Genomic DNA, 17,864 nt, shown 5'->3' with positions numbered 1-17,864 from the left:
ATGAGGGGCGTTTGCCCCTTTCTTATATAACAAAAACAGGAGCCGAGAATGGAGAAAGTGCAAGTTGTCATCGATTTTCTTCTGACTCATAAATTTATTTTCACAGCGCTGATTATGGTATGTGTAGTCGTAATCCGCCGCATCATTCTATCTAAGATACGTGGCGATGTTGCCTTTGTGTCTGAGAAACAACGTAACTGGATGTCACGCACCAAGAATGGTGCATTTGCCGTGACCGTTCTGCTACTTTTCATTCTGTGGAAGTCTGAGATCAATGAATTCGCTCTTTCGGTAACGGCGATTGCCGTGGCGATAGTTGTGGCATCCAAAGAAATTATTTTATGTTTTACCGGCTCGATTCAAAGAGCCAGTTCTCGTTCATTTCGAGTTGGTGATTGGATTGAAGTTGGTAAGCTTTGTGGTGAAGTGATTGAGCACAACATGATGGCTACTGTCATTCAGGAAATCGATCTCCACCATGGCCAGTACCACTACACGGGGAAAACCGCGACCCTCCCCAATAGTATGTTTTTTACTTATCCGGTGAAAAACCTCAACTTCATGAAGCGCTATGTTTATCATAATTTTTCGATTGTTTTGGCTGAGTTTGTCAACTTGTATCCACTAGTGCCGATAATGATCGAGAAAATCGAAGAGCATTGCCATTATTTCAGCGATGTTGCAACACGTTATAACGCCATGATCGAGAAGCACGCTGGTGTTGATTTGCCGGGGGCAGAACCTCATATCCATATCAATAGCGGCGCGACAGGGGAGCAAGTTGTTCATTTCATGATTTTTTGCCCGACTGATAAGGCGACTCATCTAGAGCAGGAAATCAGAAAAGACTTTATGGAACTCTATGAAGAGAGGTTCCCGCCAAAGAAAGACGAGGAGAAAGAGAGCTGAGGCTCTCTTTTTGTGCCTAAAACGCTTCTATTCGACAGCTCTATCTTCAACCGCTAGTGTTAACATGAGAGGGTGAAGATGAAGACTGTCGTTGAAAAGGTGCCCATCCCTTGTGTGAGAAATTGCTGCCTTGATGGTGATGACATTTGCTTAGGGTGTTTTCGAACGCTCAATGAGATATTGGAGTGGCGCTCTTATACGGATGAGGAAAAACGCGCTGTGCTAGTACGTTGTGCAGAACGCAGAAAGAAAAGAAGTCGGTAGCGCCCGATATTGATGAACAGTATGAAAAGTTTGCATGAGCTGAGCGCTTAATCGCTAAGGCATTCAATTAAAGAGATGATTAAATACATGCTCAAAATCTGCGATGCCATGGCGATTGATTCTATAACACACCTTAGGGGGATTCGGCTCTGCAATAATAAACTCAGCTTGTTTTAGAATACGTAAATGCTCAGATACGGTTGATTGTGCCAGTTCTAACTGCGATACCAGATCACAGTTTAGGCAGCCTCCAAGGTTATCCAATGTTACTAAAATCTTAAGAATTCTAACGCGGGCAGGGTGAGAAAGTGCTTTCGCTTGGAGAGCAAATGCAGTTTCTAGTGCGATTTCAGCATCTGTTGTTGAGAATGCTCGCTGGTTTGCTAAGTTACATTGGTTAGTCATATGAGTGATACTAATTGATAATCGTCAAATCGCGATTGAATATACTGATGGTTTTTTTCTGGTGCAACAAAAAAAGCAGTCCTGTTAGTAGGGTTTTGCGAGTGGATAGATGTCTGCTAGATTCAGACACCTTCCGGTTGCATATCTTCCAACTGAACTCGAATTGGGTGCTTGTCAATGATTAAGCTGAGCTCTTTGAGCCGATTCACTAGGCGGCTATCGAGTAATGTTCCCGCTTTCAATAAACACCCGCCATTATTTGCAAATATATCGCCTGCTAACGTCATTCCTGCTTGTAGCTCAGCCAGGCTCGCGAGTGTAATAAATTGGTTGGAATTCGTTGTAGAATGAGGTGTTGTCGTATTCGAGGACTCTCGATTAATGTCGGTTACGACATCATGGTATTGATGCTGTTGATACAATTCTGAGTGTGCGGTGATCGCTTGCTCGATTTGCTCTCGGGTGTCTTTGACTTTGATCGGTTTTGACAGAAATGCGTCGATTTCGAAACGCATGCAGGTTGAGATTGTTTTGGTGTCTGAGAGCGCTGTAACAGCGATAATACTGGTTTCTGGCGGGGCTTTAGTATTCCCCATACGAATAGCTTTAATCAATTCTAATCCGTTAATATGAGGCATATTGATATCTGTGATGACTAAATCAATATGGCTTTGTGCTATTTTTTCTATTGCACTTTGGCCGTCTGCTGCGCTCAGAATGTTTTCGTAACCACTTTTAAACAGCATGCCTATGAGTGATTTGCGAGACAAGTTATTGTCTTCTACAACAAGAATGGTAAATATTCTAGGTTCGAATGTTGTCATAAACCTCTCCTTGTAACTATGTGAGAGTAGCGTTGCTCGAATTATACGAGTTCTGCAAATATCGAACCAATAACTGGCTATTTCAGTTCATCTGATTATTTTTGTTTTAAATCAATGATATGTTTACTGATTGAATATGTTGGATGCTAGAATTGAACCCTAATTTGTCTCTCAATATTGGAAAGTTTGAGGTGTTCTCAGTTTGATTCTGAATCTGAGAAAGTGGCTTAGACAGCCATCTGTGTTTTGTCTTCTCTAACCACGATGCTATTTGTATCAACAATTTTACTGAGCTCAAATAAGCGTAAAATGAGCTTTTTGTTAAGCACAGTGCCAGCCCGAAGCAAGCAACCACCCGAGACGGCATTAATATCATAAACTAGGGTCATACCTTCTTTGAGTTCCGAAAGCTGTGATAGTTCGCGTACACGACTGTCTATAGACCGGATACGCTGTGTTGTTTCTTGCGGATTTTCTTGAGGAGTTAAGTCAATGTGGGTATCGACCTCTTGGTAAAAGTGTTGTTGATATAAACGCTTAGGTTCTGATATTGCACTTTGAATTTTTTCTTGTGCCGACTTTATATTGATGGGTTTGACTAGAAAAGCATCGACTTCCATCGCCATACAAGCTGAAATAGTGGAGGTATCAGACAGGGTTGTGACAGCGATAATTCGTGTGTCACAGGCGATTTGGGCTTGGTTGGTTCTTATGGTTTTAATCAACTCCAGTCCATTAATATTGGGCATGTTGATGTCTGTGATAATTAAATCAATTTTGTTCTCTGCGCATTTTTTCATGGCTTGCATGCCGTCTTTAGCGCAGAGTAAGTTTTCATAACCACCTCTTACTAGCATCCCTACGAGCGCTTGGCGAGAGAACTTGTGATCTTCAACGATAAGAATCGTAAAATCGGCTGGGTCATAGTTACTCATAAATCACTTCCGTATCTTCGATGATTGAATGCTCAATTAGGTAGTTCTTTAAGCGTATCAGTTCTGCTTTGGCGTCGTTTAAAGTGTTCGATAGTTCTAACCAGTTTTTTTGATGTGCTGTTTTTTGTAAGATCTCAAATGTATTGGCGAGTTCATCAGCTCCCGCAGAGCGGGCGGCTCCCTTTGCAGCATGGGCAATTTGTTGAAGTTCTTTATCGCTTTGCTCAGTCACTGCAAGCTCTACTTTTTCTATATCTTCATTAACGGACTCCCAGTAGCCTTCTAATAAAGGGCCAACAACCGATATCTCTTTAGTGCCTAAAAGCTGCTCCAAAGTAGACATACTGATAGGGGCTTGCTCTGATTTTTCTACGGGGATTTCGGTATTTTCTGGCGCAGTCTCAGGTTGATTGGCAGATTTATCCCCCAGTGGGATAGGGGAGAGCTTCATCCAGTTCTCTATTGCTTGATCGAGAGCTTTTAGCTCAACTGGTTTGGTCAAATAATCGTCCATCCCCGATGCGATACATTGCTCCGAAGCCTCAACCATCGCGTTGGCGGTAATGGCGACGATTGGCGTATGGCCTCGATTCTTGTCTTGACGTTCTATATTCCTGATTTGATTCGCCAGTTCATAACCATCCATTACCGGCATGTGGCAATCCGTCAATATCAAATCAAATTGTCCATGCTTCCACTTGTGGAGGGCTTCTTGTCCATGCACGGCCATTTCACATTGGTAACCGAGGTGACTGAGCTGTCTTTGAATAACATCTCGGTTGGTGGGTTGATCATCGACAATTAAAATGACGCCTGTTTTGCTTTTGGGAATGCCTTTACTGGTGTCATTCTCAAGTTGTTTGATGTTTTTTTCACAACTGATAAGGCCTCGCATGACACCGATAGCGGTAGTGAGCTCGCTTGGCTTAAAAGGCGTACATGGCATTACATAGCTGTTAGGTTTGGTTAAGCCGGATTCTGCGGTTGGATTACGAGTCAGAAAGATGAATTTTTGTTTATCCAGCAGGGGTGATTTGAACTCAGACAGTGGTTTCTCTTCGTAATAATGATAGAGATCAGGGCCAATGATAATGAGATCGATGGTCGCACCGGCATTACTTGCGTAGTCGAGTACGGAAATCGCTCTTTGAATGGTGGCAACGCAATTGGTTTTACAACGAAAGTTTGCAAGATTGATATCACAGAAGGTAGAAATGTTTTGATCATTGGTGACGAAAAGGATTCTGGAGCCATTAACATAGTTTGGCGTTGGGTCTTGAGGGCCTTCTTCTACTTCTATGAAAGGGAGTTCAACAGAGAACCGGCTACCCACACCAAACCTGCTGTCTACCTTGATATCGCCTCCCATCATTTCTAATAGGGAGCGGGTGATAGAGAGGCCTAACCCCGTTCCACCATAGAGTCGAGTAGTACTGGTGTCTGCCTGACTAAAGGCTTTGAATAGTTTTTCAACCTGCTCCTCAGTCATACCAATTCCATTGTCTTCAATGATGATTTCGACGTAGGGCGCGATTTCATGCTGGTTAAGAGTTGCAGACACCCACACCTTACCTTTCATTTCATCCGTGCTATCGGTGAATTTGACGGCATTACCAACTAGGTTGAGTAACACCTGACTGAGCCTAACACTGTCACTCATGATGACTTTCGGTAGGCTGGCATCATAGGTGAGATAAAGCTCAATTCCCTTGTTGTTTGCCTGTAAGCAGAGAACATCTAGTGTCCTTTCGATGAGTTTTTGCAGCTCAACAGGGACACTTTCCAAAGACATTTGACCAGCTTCTATCTTAGAAAAATCTAGAATGTCGTTAATAATATGAAGTAGGGTAAGAGCGGAATCTTTGATGGTGGTGACCATACTTTTTTGCTCACCGTTAAGCTCTGACTCACTCAAAAGGCTCAACATTCCGACAACACCGTTCATCGGAGTTCGTATTTCATGACTCATGTTCGCTAGGAACATAGATTTTGCTTCACTGGCGGCTAATGCGATTTCACTTTCTTGCCTGAGGTTAGCTTGTGCTTTTTTTTCTTTCGTGATGTCAATGTTAACACCACCCATACCAATAGGGGTGGTTCCATCCTGATCAAAGAGAACATCTGCAGCGGCTTTAACCCAGCGTATATTCCCGTCTGGTAATTGTATTCTGAATTCAGAGTTAAATTGAGTGAGGTTTTCTCGGGCTTTGTTAAGGGCTTCCTCAGCGCTGTATACATCTTCTTCTAATACTCGTTCTTGCCACATAGCGTAGTTGTTCTTACAGTTGTCAGGATCTACGCCATATATCTCGTACATACGTTCATCCCATGAGAGCTCATTGCTTTTAAAGTCCCAGCTCCATATTCCGATCCCCCCAGCTTGAGTTGCTAAATTGAGGCTCCTTACTACCTCTTCAAGCTCACTTTGGCTTTTTCTGAGTTCATTCTGAGCTATCTGCTCTTTACTGATGTCACGCAAAACCAAAACGATGTACTTTTGCGATTTCATTGTTATGTATCGAACAGAACCGAGCATGCTGAGAACGTCATTAGTTCGATTGACTTTTATGACGTCATCTAGTGGCACTTCTTGGTACATTTCCACACTGGAAAGCTTACTTTCGATGCTGTTTTCTGAAAACTCATAAAGGAGCGAGGTGAGGTTCAAGCCAAGCAGAGCGGTTTTGTCATGCTCAAAAAGAGAGAGTGCCGAGTCATTGACGTCGAGTATTCTCAATTCAGAGTTGAGCAGCAGCATATTATCGACGGCCTGTTCGAACATGACCCCCATTTGGACTTCTTGCTCATTGATGCGCTGATTTTGGTTAGAGACCAACTGTTGAAGCTTACGATTAGACTTTTTGAGCTCTTGACGAACTTGTTTCATTTGGCTGATGTCAGTTTGGCTGAGAATGAGGTAGTGGTTACCGCCTCCTTTTTTTCTCATTGCTTCCAAGTTGATACGTAGCCAACCTTGCTTTTTTTCTTGATTGATACAAATTTCACTGGTGTGGGATGTGGCTGCATGGACTGCGCTATGAAGACTAGCGATATGATCGTCACTGAGATAATGTGAGAAAAATTCAATGATATTACGGCCAATGACTTGGTTAGAAGGGAGTTGGTAGTATTTGAGAAAAGCAGGGTTGGCATAGAAAATGGCATTGGAGCCTACTTGGCCATCAAATATCACCATACCATCAGATAGCAGATCTAAAATGCTGGTTTTAATGCTGTCATCACGTTGTGGTAATGCTTTCTTTGGCTGTTTGTCTGCCAGTAATGACGTAAACGGGTTCTTCATAGGCGCCAACCTTGATGTGCTCGTGTTACTGCCTCTCCATTTTGAGATTGGAGATGTCTTTTATGAAATCATATACATAATAATAGAACGAGCTGGCGCATTTGGTAGGATTAATAACAAAATCTCCCTCTTCAGAGGGAGATTTCTAATGTTTTAACAATGGGTTATTTAACCCGCAATATGCAAATTAAGTCTAAGGTCGAGCGGTAGCTTAGAGAGTTTATCTTTCAAAATGCGACGTGTTTTCTCAATATCTGCGATAGCCACCTGTTTCTCTGTTGAATGGACATCAAGGTTCACTCTAAGCTCACGACCCACTTTAGTGACAGCCGTTAACTCAATTTGTTGTTTTACTTCTTTAACCAGTGCCGATACACCTTGATCAACTGCGTCACAGATCTCATCACTAGGAGGCATCATCAGGAGTTCACGAACCGCTTCTTTAAGCATCTCATAGGGTACTTTGATGAAGTAAAAAGACATCAGAATCATCATCATAGGATCAGCGTAAACCGAATATTCAGCAAGTGGAGATAAGGCAACTACCCATGCAGCTATAAAGCCTAAAGTGACGGCAACACTTAATAATGTGTCCATTTGCCATTGTTTGACTTCCGCTTCGATTAAACCAGATGAAAAACGCTTGGACTTTTGAGCAATGTGCCACCACGCGTAACCACAGCCTAGAACATTGACTACACCAAACAAGGTAGCGATAGAGGCATCGACTTCACGTCCACCATTGAACACTGCGATAATGGCAGAATAAAGTGAGTACGCAACAATAAGAAGGATGACACTGCCTTTAGTTGCGATAACAACAGGCTCTAAGACTGCTTTACCAAAGGGGAAGTGACTCCGGGATGGGCTTTGAATGTACTTAGATACAGCGAGCGACAGTAAAGTTAGCAGCAAACTAACTGAAGAATAAACCCCATCAAAGACAATGACTAATGAACCAACAAGCAGCCCGAGTACCAATCCGCCTACTGCAAAGCCTGAAGCTAAAAGGGCTGAGAAAGTCAGTATTCGTTTTTCATTTAAGCTTGTCCTGGCACACATAGAGTTTTCTCTTCGCTATACATACCTTTATTCTTCTCATACTGAGAGAATTTGACAAACTCGATCTGACTTTAAAATAAACAATGTTCTTTGCTTTAAATTAAAGTACTTCTAAATCAATGGATTAGTTGTTATTCTTGGTGTCAGTTAAATTGGCACTGACTGTCGTATTGTAAACGGAATCTATCATTTTAAAGCTTGGGCTTGGTTTTTAAATCGAGGCGGCAGTTAAAAATCAAACAGATATTCGTTAAGTTTGTCAGCTAACCAGGACATGCCGGGGTGTTCTGCCATACCTGCGGCGGTAAACATGCAGTAGTCCTCTTGAGTCAGGCCATAGGTATGTTTAATGACCGCCAGTTCTTGCTTGCGCAAGTGATGGCGTATGAGGGGTTCAGGGAGCACTCCCCAGGCGTCTTCTGTAAGAATGGTTTTGAGTATGTAATCAAAGCTGGAAAAGCCAATATGGCGCAGAGAAAAAGGTTGCAATTCCGGATTATCCTTTTCATTCAAATACACCATCACCGCTTGATTTGCGTTGCGAAGCTCTTCGTCTGAAACACGTCGAAGTTGGCTAAGACGATGATCGGCCTTACAGACAGACATCAACCTTATTTTACCTAAAGGGTGATAGCTGATGTGTGGATCGTCAATGCGCTCGTAGTCGATACCAAAGGCAAAGTCGACTTGCTGTGTTGTGACTAAATTGGCTAAATCTCCACTGGATGCCAGCACAATGTTGAATGAGGTCGCTGGAAATTTATTGTTCAATCGGTGAGAAAGTTCTTGCCACATGTCGTCTGGTAGTGAGTCATCACGTGCTATCCAGACTTCGGCGTTGAATTCGCCTGAAACTTGCGCGCAGGTCTGACGAATACGGGAAACCGTTACCAGTAAATTCTGGCAATCTTTATAGATGGCTTTGCCAGCCTCAGATAGAGATACATGATTACCTGTACGCACAAATAGTTCAATATTAAGGTCTTTTTCAAGTGCTTTAATGGACATGCTCAGCTTGGTGCGATTGCATTCGAGTTGTCTGGCGGCCTCGGATACTGACCCAGTATCAGCAACAGTACAAAAGGCTTCAATCTGCGATAGGTTCATCTGAGTAATTCACGTCATTGGTGTTTATATAAGCTAATGTTATAAGAATACATTACGCTTGTCTGTTTTCTGGTGGCAAAAGCTATGAATTTTATGCAGTTTTGATACTCTTACTGGACGCCAAATGAATGAGGTAACAGGGAGATCATGATGGCTACAAATTGGGATGATTACGCAGCAGAGTGGGAAAGCGAACCTTCAGCAGTCTTGTATGCACAGAAAGCATTCGACTCTCTGCAAGAAATTGTCGATGTCCAAGGGAAGCGTATTCTCGATTTTGGTTGTGGTACAGGATTACTAAGCCAGAAACTTTCTCCTCTCGCGAAAGATATTGTCGCGCTAGACAGTTCAGAAGCCATGATTGAGCAACTGGACATGAAAGAGCTGGATAATGTTGAACCTGTTGTTGACTACTTGTCTCGTGGTTTGGTCGCAATGCATCCAGCGTTTCGCAATCAGTTTGATCTCGTTGTCGCATCGTCTGTTTGCAGTTTTCTACCTAACTACTCTGATATTGTCGATATTGTCTATAGCTTGCTTAATAAAGGAAACCACTTTGTTCACTGGGACTGGTTATCTGAGAAAGACGAAGAAGGTGGAATGACCCCAACACATGTTTTGCAGGTATTGAGCAGTGTTGGGTTTGATGAGGTCGAAGTCACAACGCCGTTTAGTATAGACACGCCGCAAGGTAAGTTGACAGTACTGATGGCGATAGCAAAGAAATAACGCCAACTTCAAAATTTTGTAAGCCCGAACGATTGTTGTTCGGGCTTTTTGTTTAAGACACCGCTTGAGTCGCGTATTGAGCAATTTCATCCAATACGTGAGGGTTAGCTATTGCCCCTTTGTTCAGGACTTCTTTACCGTGTAAGACCTGTTTGACGGCTAGCTCCACTAACTTACCAGATTTGGTTTTTGGTACTTCGCTAATGGGGTAGATTTCAGCGGGTACATGCCTAGGTGAGCATTGAGTTTTGAGCTGTAACTTGATGGTTGAAATGAGTTCATCGTTAAGTGTACGGTTTTCATTTAACTGAACGAACAGCACCACTTTCTCATCACCGTCTGTGACCCGACCAACAGCGATAGAATCCTTGACTTCTTCAAGCTGGTTAACCTGCTGGTAGATCTCCGCTGTGCCTATCCGAACGCCCCCGGGGTTGAGGGTGGCATCACTACGGCCATAGAAAACCATTCCCCCGTTGTCTGTTATTTCCACATCATCACCATGGTGCCATGTGTTGTGGTACTTATCCCAATAAGCGTTGTGGTAGCGTTCACCATTGTCATGCCAAAAGCCGACGGGTTGATTCGGGAAGCTGTTAAGACAAACGAGTTCACCGCGCTGATTCTCGACGGGCTGTCCTTGCTCATTGAATACTCGGATATCTAACCCCAGTCCCGCCGCCTGACATTCACCACGATATACCGGAGAAATTGGGTTTCCGAGAACAAAACAGCCACAAATATCAGTGCCACCGGAGATAGAAGCCAAGTGAACATCTGCCTTGATGCAGCTATAGACGTAGTCATACTGCTGTGGGTAGAGTACGGAACCAGTTGAACAAAGAGTTTTAAGGCTTTCTAGGCGGTAGTAATGACTCGGGTTGAACTCTGCTTTTTGCAGTGCTTCGAGATACTTAGCTGATGTGCCAAATAAACTGACTTGTGCTTCTTCAGCCAATTCCCATAAAACACTGGGCATTGGATACATAGGGCTGCCGTCGAAAATGACGAGAGTCGCGCCACTGGCGAGGGCTGAAACGTGCCAGTTCCACATCATCCAACCACAGGTAGTGTAATAAAACACGCGATCACTTGGCTGAATATCACAATGTAGTTGATGCTCTTTCAAATGGTTAAGTATCGTGCCACCGACGGAATGGACGATACATTTAGGCTTGCCGGTCGTGCCGGAGGAGTAGAGGACAAACAGTGGGTCATTGAATCCGACGCGTTGGTATCGCACTCCACGAGGGATGTAGCTGGCTAAAATCGACTCCCAGTCAGAAAACTTTTCATTGCTGTGGGGCCCTTCTTGCCCAATCTGCAAATAATCAATGTGACAGGTGTTTTGAATGCTGGATATAGCCTTCACAATTTGGTTGTTCTTTTCATCCATGTTGAATGTTTTACCGTTGAAGCTATAACCGTTGCAGCAAAACAAAATCTTAGGTTGAACCTGTCCAAATCTTTCTTTGACGCTCTCCACCCCAAAATCAGGGGAAGTGGATGTCCATATGGCGCCTAAACTGGTTGTCGCAAGCATAGCGACGACCGTTTCTGGCATATGGGGTAGGTATCCGGCGACCACGTCACCTTTTTCTACACCGTTTTGTTTTAACCATTGTTGAACAATAGACACCTGATCGCACAGTTGTTGCCAAGTGAGCTTACGGCTTTGGCCGCGCTCATTTTTAAACCAGATGGCGACACCTTCAGGCTCTTGAAATGCATAGGAGAGCAGGTTTTCAGCGTAGTTTAGCTGAGACTGTGGGAACCAGATAGTGTCGCGATTGGATAAGAACTTTTCCCAACGCGCTATTCCTTCGCCATGAATGCAATCACCTTTGAATCCGATTACATCGCAAAAGTGCCAAATCTCCATCCAGAAATGTTTTTTATTTTCTACAGACCATCGGTGTAAATCACTATAATTTTCAATGGCCTCTCCCTGCATGTTGATATGCTGGATAAATTGATACAGATTGGATGCGGCCATTCTTTCTTGGCTAGGCTCCCAAAGTGGGAGTGGCCCAACTGACTTTTGAGTGGACATGACTTCCTCGTCTTACACACTTTTCCATAACTATGGCTAAGTTTTGTTGCAAAAATAGCCAATGTCAAACAATCCGCCAATAAACATATCGCTGATAAATAAGCAAAAAAAATGAAAATGTAAAATAAATGTTACAGTGGTCGTGACGGTGATGTAAGTGGACGAATTGTCACCGATTTCGTGAGGGGATAGGCTTAATGTAAAAGAGTTGTTAAAAGGAAATGTGATGACTCACTACGTATCTAAACCTGTTAATAAACAAGGATTTGTCGATTGGAGCAGCGAAGAAGATCAGATCTGGCATGATCTTGTCTCACGTCAGTTAGATTTAGTTAATCAGCGTGCTTGTAAGGAATATCTTCGTGGTCTTGAGTTGCTCAATCTACCGCTCGATAGAGTTCCTCAACTGCCTGAAATTAATCAAGTCTTACAAAGAGAAACCGGGTGGCAAGTCGAGCCTGTTCCTGCATTGATAAACTTTGATCGTTTTTTCGCTCTACTGGCAAATAAGAAATTTCCGGTGGCCACCTTCTTACGCTCACGTGAAGAGTTTGACTACTTACAAGAACCCGATTTCTTTCATGAAATTTTTGGCCATTGTGCAATGCTCACTAATCCGGAATTTGCTGAGTTCACACATATTTACGGTCAACTTGGCAAAGACGCGACAAGTAAAGAACGGGTGTATTTAGCTAGGCTTTACTGGTTTACTGTAGAGTTTGGTTTGGTGAAAGAAGGCCAAGAATGCAAAATTTATGGGGGAGGGATTTTATCGTCTCCTGGAGAAACACTGTATGCCTTAGATGACGAGCGCCCGTTGAGAGAAGGGTTTGATATCCATACTGTACTGAGGACGCCATATCGCATTGATATTATGCAACCAATATATTTTCTGCTCGAAGATATTAGGCAGTTATATAAGCTAAGTAAAACGGATCTGATGTCTCATGTACATCAGGCAATGAACGCGGGATTGCTACCTCCGCTATTTGAACCAAAGGAAATCACCCATGCTTAATGAATTACGATGTGAAGCCTGCAGCAGTGATGCGATTGCACTGAACAAAGAAGAGCAAAGATTGCTGCTTACAGAGCTTAACGATTGGATGCTAATAGAGCGAGATGGTATTCCTCAGTTAGAGAAGGAATACAAATTTAAGAACTTTAAGTTAGCGTGGGCATTTGCTAATAAGATTGCCGAATTGGCTGAAGATGAGTTTCACCACCCTTCGATACTATTGGAATGGGGTAAAGTAACTATCACATGGTGGAGCCACTCAATCCAAGGCCTGCACCGTAACGATTTCATCTGTGCAGCGAAATGCGATAAATTGAAAGATTAACCACAAAGGCCTGAAGCTTGCCTCTGTTTTGCTTCAGGCCGTTTTATCTCACTGAACATATCCCACCTTTATTGTCGCCCTTATCCTATATCGATTTACCATTATCATTTAATGGATTTTCCATCAGTAAGTGGTTAATTAATCCTAAATCATAATTTGATTTATTTAAATAAACTGAGAGTAGTAATGCTGAATAATTTCTATTAGTGATATTAATGTTTTTTAAAGGTGTTGTCATTTATATGATTTTCAACTCTCCGTTACGATGAGTAAGTATTAATTATTATTTTACTTTAACTGACAATCTAAGTTAATTTAAATTAAATATTAGTAAGATTTATCTTAGAGGTTTGACAGGTATAGTGGTTGGAAATATATTTATTTTTTAAATTTAATATCACTTTAAATTCACAACCATTCAAATAACAGAACTACAGGATATATGATGAACAGACTATTTATAGCGGCATGCCTTACCGTTTCTTTATCAGGTCAGTCGTTTGCTAATGAAGAGCAAAGTTTAGGTGATAAAATGACACCTAAAGTGGAGCAGTTAGCGAAATCTTCTCGAAGCTGGGAAGGTTCTGAGCTCCCAAGCTACGGCCAAGGCATACCGGAAATCACCGTCCTGAAAATTACTATTCCACCTAAGGCACAGCTTCCTTTGCATGAGCACCCTGCAATCAACGCTGGTGTTTTGACTAAAGGTCAGTTAACAGTCATTACTCAAGATGAGGTAAAGGGCAAAAAGGTGTTAGAAATGAAGGCGGGAGATTCACTAGTTGAAGTGGTTAACACTTGTCATTATGGTCGTAACGAAGGTAATGAGCCCGCTGAAATCATTGTATTTTATGCAGGGATTAAAGACGCGCCTGTGACGGTTTCAAGTAAGCGATGTGTATAATTCTAAAGGCTGCATTTAATGCAGTCTTTCTTTTTATGATGGTTTGAGTTGATCTAACGTAGTTTCTTTTAATACATAATCGTTCTAAAAGAGGTCTTGTTATTATGTGCTACTTGGATCTACTCTAATTACGCAGGTGATGGGGTTCCACCTATTTAACCGCCACTGTGGCTGATGACTCCTACAGAATACGAAAACAAGTGATTCGTCGAAAGGTAATCTGATCAAATCAGGTTGTTGGTTCTGTAGTAGTGAAAATCCACGACCCACTTCCACTTGTTTTCCGATTAAGAGGAAAACATCATGCAATACTCTTGTGAAATTGAATCCATGTGTCCGATTCAGCGTGGAGAATTACACCCTTCTTCACCTATCCCTGTCGAAGGCCAAATGATACGTCCAAAAGAAGTCATCGCTATTTCGGGCTTGAGCCACGGAGTTGGGACTTGTGCTCCACAACAAGGTGCAGCAAAGCTTACGCTCAATGTGAAGCAAGGTGTTATCGAAGAAGCCTTGATTGAGACTATTGGATGCTCGGGCATGACTCACTCTGCCTCAATGGCGGCGGAAATCCTCACAGGTAAAACCATTTTGGAGGCACTGAATACTGATTTAGTCTGCGATGCCATTAATGTAGCGATGCGCGAAATCTTTCTACAGTTTGTTTACGGGCGGACACAGTCGGCTTTCTCTGAAGGAGGGTTAGAAATTGGTGCAGCGCTCGAAGACTTAGGGAAATCACAACGCAGCCAGGTAGGGACGAGTTATTCAACCATAGCAAAAGGCGTACGTTATATGGAGTTAACAGAAGGCTATGTGACCAAGCTTGCCTTAGATGAATTCAGCGAAGTGATAGGGTATCAATATTTGAACTTGGGCAAGATGATGGCGGACCTTGATCAAGGTATGGATGCGAATGAAGCAATGGTGCGCGCAACGGGTTGCTATGGCCGATTTGACGAAGCCAGTACAGTCATCAACCCCCGTAATGCGTAGGAGGCTGCCGTTATGAATGAATCAATGACTCAATTACTCCAAGAGATGAACTTATCCTCTATCGAGCAAGCTCATGAATACTGTATGAGTTTCGGTATTGATCCTAAAAAAGTAGTACTGGAGACTCAGCCCATAGCCTTTGACAATGCCTGTGATGCTTATACGTTGGGTTCTGCACTTGCCATAAATCGAAAAGCTCAGACTGCGGTAGATGCGGCGAATATCATCGGTGAAGGCTTGCAGGCATATTGTAAACCGGGCAGTGTGGCCGCGCAGCGAGAAGTCGGTTTAGGGCACGGGGCTCTTGCAGCTCGTTTACTTAGTGAAGAAACCCAATGCTTTGCATTTCTGGCCGGTCATGAGTCGTTCGCTGCTGCTGAAGGGGCGATTAAAATAGCGCTTAATGCCAACAAGTCTCGTCAAATACCTCTTAAGGTCATTTTAAATGGCCTGGGTAAAGATGCGGCATATCTTATTTCGCGCATTAATGGTTTTACCTATATTCGAACAGAATTTGATTACCAGACCAATCAACTGATCGAAGTCGAACGCAAGCGGTTCTCTGGAGGCGCACGAGGCGATATCTTGTGTTACGGTGCTGATGAAGTACGTGAAGGCGTTGCTATCATGCATAAAGAATCAGTCGATGTCAGTATTACAGGGAATTCAACAAATCCAACGCGATTTCAGCATCCGGTCGCAGGCATCTATAAGTCAGAATGTAACGCATTAGGTAAACACTATTTTTCAGTGGCGTCAGGAGGTGGCACTGGGCGAACCTTGCATCCTGACAATGTTGCCGCCGGCCCCGCGTCCTATGGGATGACAGATACCATGGGAAGAATGCATGCCGATGCTCAGTTTGCAGGCAGCTCTTCTGTGCCAGCTCACGTTGCGATGATGGGTTTTATTGGAATGGGTAATAATCCGATGGTGGGAGCGACTGTCGCTTTAGCTGTTGCCGTCGAACATCAACTGCATCGCTAGCAAAATGTGGAGATTGGGGTTTATGGTTTGTTCTTTTCCAGGGCCTCGATTTCTTGCTGATAAATACGTCGGACCCGCTCTATTTTTCTAAGCAAGATTTGAGTGTCATTTCTTAACGTCTGATTAAGCTGTATGTATGTCAGGCTAGAAAAGCTATTAAGCTTGTACTGGGCAACTTTACAGTGGCGGTGAATACCTTCCCACATTGAGATTGCGTTATCAATGATGGCAGATTCACTAGTGAGTGCATCCACTTCTTGATTGAGTGATTGGACCACCGTGTTGGCAGCACGTATCTGCTGATTCATCTTGTAATGTAAAGCGTGCTTTTCCGGTTTCCAAAAACTGGTGATCTCTTGTTCAGAGAAGGCTTTGTGTAGAAATGTCTGTTGGTGGTGTAGTTTGAGTAACTGATTGAAACGTTCGGCTTTGGTATTATACCAGTCTTCAACTTTTTGCTGAGATTTGAGGGCTTTATTCCACGTATCTGCACGGCAATGCTCACCAAAACTTTTAATTGGTAAAGTGATCAATATAAATGCCGTTACAGTGACATATAGCCCGTGCCATTTCATATTAGCTATATTGTTCATGAAAGATGGCTTAAGTATAGAAAAGACGCTGACTCAATATGAAAAAGATAATCATGGTTGTTTTGCTTTTACTCGGTATAGCTTGTGCTGGTGGTGGCTACTACATCTTCTACTTAAAGCCGCAGCAAGATGCAGAAGCAGCAGCGGCGATGATGGAGGCGAATAAGGAGCCGCCGCCCCCGCCAGTGAAAGAAGAGAAAGCACCACCGCCTAAGCCAGAAGTGACAGATTTTTACGTTAGCCCCGAGAAACTCGGCGTTAGAGAATATCCCCAATATGAAGCGTTCGTGGAAAGCGTTGTTTACCGTGGCGACAAACTGCATATTCTGGAGAAGAAAAATGGATGGGGGCGTATCTCTCCTTATTATGTTTACGAGGAGGGAGGGGAAGAAGTGGCCGAATGGGTGCCAATGGAAGCCTTACTAGAAGTAGCGCCAACCATTACTAAAGAAGAACGTGTAGAAACAGTCAGCAGTTACATAGAAGAATCTGATGACTTTAAACTTCACTTTGAGATGTTTGTACAGAAAACCGATCAACTACTCAAGGAGAAGACCTGTGTGCCTGAAGATTTTGAAGAAACCAGCGGTTGGATTCGGTCACTGACGTTTGAGCAAAAGGACGTGTACTTTGTCTATTGTGGAGGAATTAAGCAAGCCAACAAAGTTTACCTCGATGTGCAGACGGGAGAGATCTTCTATCGATAGCCAGTGAAGACTCAGGTTTTTACTGGTTTTATCTGACATTGTTTACTGTTCAAATGTGGAATATTAGCTTTTAGATAATTTTAGTTGTTTATAGATAGGCTTGGACTTAACATCCAGCTGTCTTTTTGTATTGGTGTTGTGAATGGCTCAACGTTTTATCCACTTTTTCTGGTTTTTATTGCTTGCGATGGTTCTTCCAACGCAGGCAATGGCGTATTTCACGCAAGCAGAAAATGATGCAAGCGCACGCTTAAGCCGCCATACGACCCAGATCTTACCTCAGTCCCAAGCGGGCTATCAGACTCTGTTTGAAGAGTCCCAGCAGGAAGATAAGCCCCAACAACCCATATCTCAGTCTGAAGTTGGTGTTGATGTGGTGGCGATTGTCCCACTCAGTCGTTGGAGCTTATCTGATCGCCACACTGAGGAAGGAGAAGCGCCTGGGGCCAGTGATGGCCATTATTCCGGTCAAGCACAGCTTCCTCTTCATTCGCTTTATCTTTACCCCTTAGCCAGTCAAGGCTATTGGGTTACACATTCGTTTTCCTCAAACCACCGTATCTCGGGCTGGAAAGAGTCCAATGCACTGTACGTTGCACTCAATAGCCAGTTCGCTTGAACGCCTTCCTGTAATCTGTTGATGGCGCTTAATGTAGCGTAAATTCGCTGCATAAATGGACGATACGTCACTGTTGTCCCACTTCAGATTCTATCAACAAGTTTAAGACTGACCTCTTTGAGG

18 protein-coding genes and 1 riboswitch are annotated in these 17,864 nt (G+C 43.2%); of the genes, 10 read left to right on the top strand and 8 right to left on the bottom strand.

Annotated elements, in window-relative coordinates:
- Positions 1-48: 48 nt before the first annotated feature.
- Both L1D23_RS03615 and L1D23_RS03610 read left to right on the top strand, forming a co-directional pair.
- Entirely contained in the window at positions 49-909 is an 861-nt protein-coding gene (locus L1D23_RS03615) for a mechanosensitive ion channel family protein (RefSeq protein WP_239864273.1), read from the top strand.
- A gap of 78 nt (positions 910-987) precedes the next feature.
- Positions 988-1,173 carry a DUF1289 domain-containing protein gene (locus L1D23_RS03610; RefSeq protein ID WP_239864272.1) on the top strand — a complete coding sequence of 62 codons (186 nt, stop codon included), beginning with the start codon at positions 988-990 and terminating at the stop codon, positions 1,171-1,173.
- 63 nt (positions 1,174-1,236) lie between these two features.
- Here L1D23_RS03610 and L1D23_RS03605 read toward each other — a convergent pair whose 3' ends face one another.
- The 6 genes from L1D23_RS03605 to L1D23_RS03580 form a co-directional block, all read right to left on the bottom strand.
- Entirely contained in the window at positions 1,237-1,578 is a 342-nt protein-coding gene (locus L1D23_RS03605) for a winged helix-turn-helix domain-containing protein (RefSeq protein WP_239864271.1), read from the bottom strand.
- A gap of 122 nt (positions 1,579-1,700) precedes the next feature.
- Positions 1,701-2,402, bottom strand: a complete 702-nt coding sequence (locus L1D23_RS03600) for a response regulator (RefSeq protein ID WP_239864270.1) — start codon at positions 2,400-2,402, stop codon at positions 1,701-1,703.
- Between the two features lie 227 nt (positions 2,403-2,629).
- A complete protein-coding gene (locus L1D23_RS03595; protein WP_239864269.1) occupies positions 2,630-3,337 on the bottom strand; it encodes a response regulator in 708 nt (235 codons plus the stop codon).
- Positions 3,330-6,641 (bottom strand): ATP-binding protein, encoded by a 3,312-nt coding sequence (locus L1D23_RS03590; protein ID WP_239864268.1) that lies wholly within the window; start codon positions 6,639-6,641, stop codon positions 3,330-3,332. The genes L1D23_RS03595 and L1D23_RS03590 overlap by 8 nt, the downstream gene beginning before the upstream one ends.
- Before the next feature lie 168 nt (positions 6,642-6,809).
- Positions 6,810-7,703, bottom strand: a complete 894-nt coding sequence (locus L1D23_RS03585) for a cation diffusion facilitator family transporter (protein ID WP_239864267.1) — start codon at positions 7,701-7,703, stop codon at positions 6,810-6,812.
- 228 nt (positions 7,704-7,931) lie between these two features.
- Positions 7,932-8,810 carry a LysR family transcriptional regulator gene (locus tag L1D23_RS03580; protein WP_239864265.1) on the bottom strand — a complete coding sequence of 293 codons (879 nt, stop codon included), beginning with the start codon at positions 8,808-8,810 and terminating at the stop codon, positions 7,932-7,934.
- 150 nt (positions 8,811-8,960) lie between these two features.
- On the opposite strand from L1D23_RS03580, the gene L1D23_RS03575 reads away from it, so the two are divergent.
- Positions 8,961-9,539 (top strand): methyltransferase domain-containing protein, encoded by a 579-nt coding sequence (locus tag L1D23_RS03575; protein ID WP_239865377.1) that lies wholly within the window; start codon positions 8,961-8,963, stop codon positions 9,537-9,539.
- A gap of 52 nt (positions 9,540-9,591) precedes the next feature.
- On the opposite strand, the gene L1D23_RS03570 is transcribed toward L1D23_RS03575, so the two are convergent.
- Positions 9,592-11,592, bottom strand: coding sequence for an acetoacetate--CoA ligase (locus L1D23_RS03570; protein ID WP_239864263.1), 2,001 nt, complete (start codon positions 11,590-11,592; stop codon positions 9,592-9,594).
- Positions 11,593-11,818: 226 nt separating this feature from the next.
- Between L1D23_RS03570 and phhA the strand changes: the two genes are divergently transcribed.
- The 5 genes from phhA to L1D23_RS03545 all read left to right on the top strand — a co-directional run bounded on the left by phhA (position 11,819) and on the right by L1D23_RS03545 (position 15,822).
- Entirely contained in the window at positions 11,819-12,610 is a 792-nt protein-coding gene (gene phhA / locus L1D23_RS03565; RefSeq protein WP_239864261.1) for a phenylalanine 4-monooxygenase, read from the top strand.
- Positions 12,603-12,935, top strand: a complete 333-nt coding sequence (locus tag L1D23_RS03560) for a 4a-hydroxytetrahydrobiopterin dehydratase (protein WP_239836201.1) — start codon at positions 12,603-12,605, stop codon at positions 12,933-12,935. Before phhA ends, L1D23_RS03560 begins: the two co-directional genes overlap by 8 nt.
- 445 nt (positions 12,936-13,380) lie before the next feature.
- Positions 13,381-13,839, top strand: a complete 459-nt coding sequence (locus tag L1D23_RS03555; protein WP_239836202.1) for a cupin domain-containing protein — start codon at positions 13,381-13,383, stop codon at positions 13,837-13,839.
- Between the two features lie 126 nt (positions 13,840-13,965).
- A riboswitch (Fluoride riboswitch) is annotated at positions 13,966-14,030 on the top strand.
- Between the two features lie 112 nt (positions 14,031-14,142).
- Positions 14,143-14,835: an iron-sulfur cluster assembly scaffold protein gene (locus L1D23_RS03550; protein WP_239864259.1), complete on the top strand. Its 693-nt coding sequence runs from the start codon at positions 14,143-14,145 to the stop codon at positions 14,833-14,835.
- A 12-nt stretch (positions 14,836-14,847) separates the two neighbouring features.
- Positions 14,848-15,822, top strand: a complete 975-nt coding sequence (locus tag L1D23_RS03545; protein ID WP_239864257.1) for a GGGtGRT protein — start codon at positions 14,848-14,850, stop codon at positions 15,820-15,822.
- A gap of 20 nt (positions 15,823-15,842) precedes the next feature.
- On the opposite strand, the gene L1D23_RS03540 is transcribed toward L1D23_RS03545, so the two are convergent.
- On the bottom strand, positions 15,843-16,415 hold the full coding sequence (locus tag L1D23_RS03540; RefSeq protein ID WP_239864255.1) for a hypothetical protein: 573 nt from the start codon (positions 16,413-16,415) through the stop codon (positions 15,843-15,845).
- Positions 16,416-16,453: 38 nt separating this feature from the next.
- Between L1D23_RS03540 and L1D23_RS03535 the strand changes: the two genes are divergently transcribed.
- Both L1D23_RS03535 and L1D23_RS03530 read left to right on the top strand, forming a co-directional pair.
- Positions 16,454-17,122: a hypothetical protein gene (locus L1D23_RS03535; protein WP_239864253.1), complete on the top strand. Its 669-nt coding sequence runs from the start codon at positions 16,454-16,456 to the stop codon at positions 17,120-17,122.
- A 142-nt stretch (positions 17,123-17,264) separates the two neighbouring features.
- The gene (locus L1D23_RS03530) at positions 17,265-17,741 is read left to right on the top strand and encodes a hypothetical protein (RefSeq protein WP_239864252.1); all 477 of its coding nucleotides are present in this window, start codon (positions 17,265-17,267) and stop codon (positions 17,739-17,741) included.
- Positions 17,742-17,864: the final 123 nt, after the last annotated feature.

The sequence above is a fragment of the Vibrio sp. Isolate24 genome (assembly GCF_022398215.1).
GTDB lineage: Bacteria > Pseudomonadota > Gammaproteobacteria > Enterobacterales > Vibrionaceae > Vibrio > Vibrio coralliilyticus_A.
This window is presented reverse-complemented; position numbering and strand designations above follow the sequence as displayed.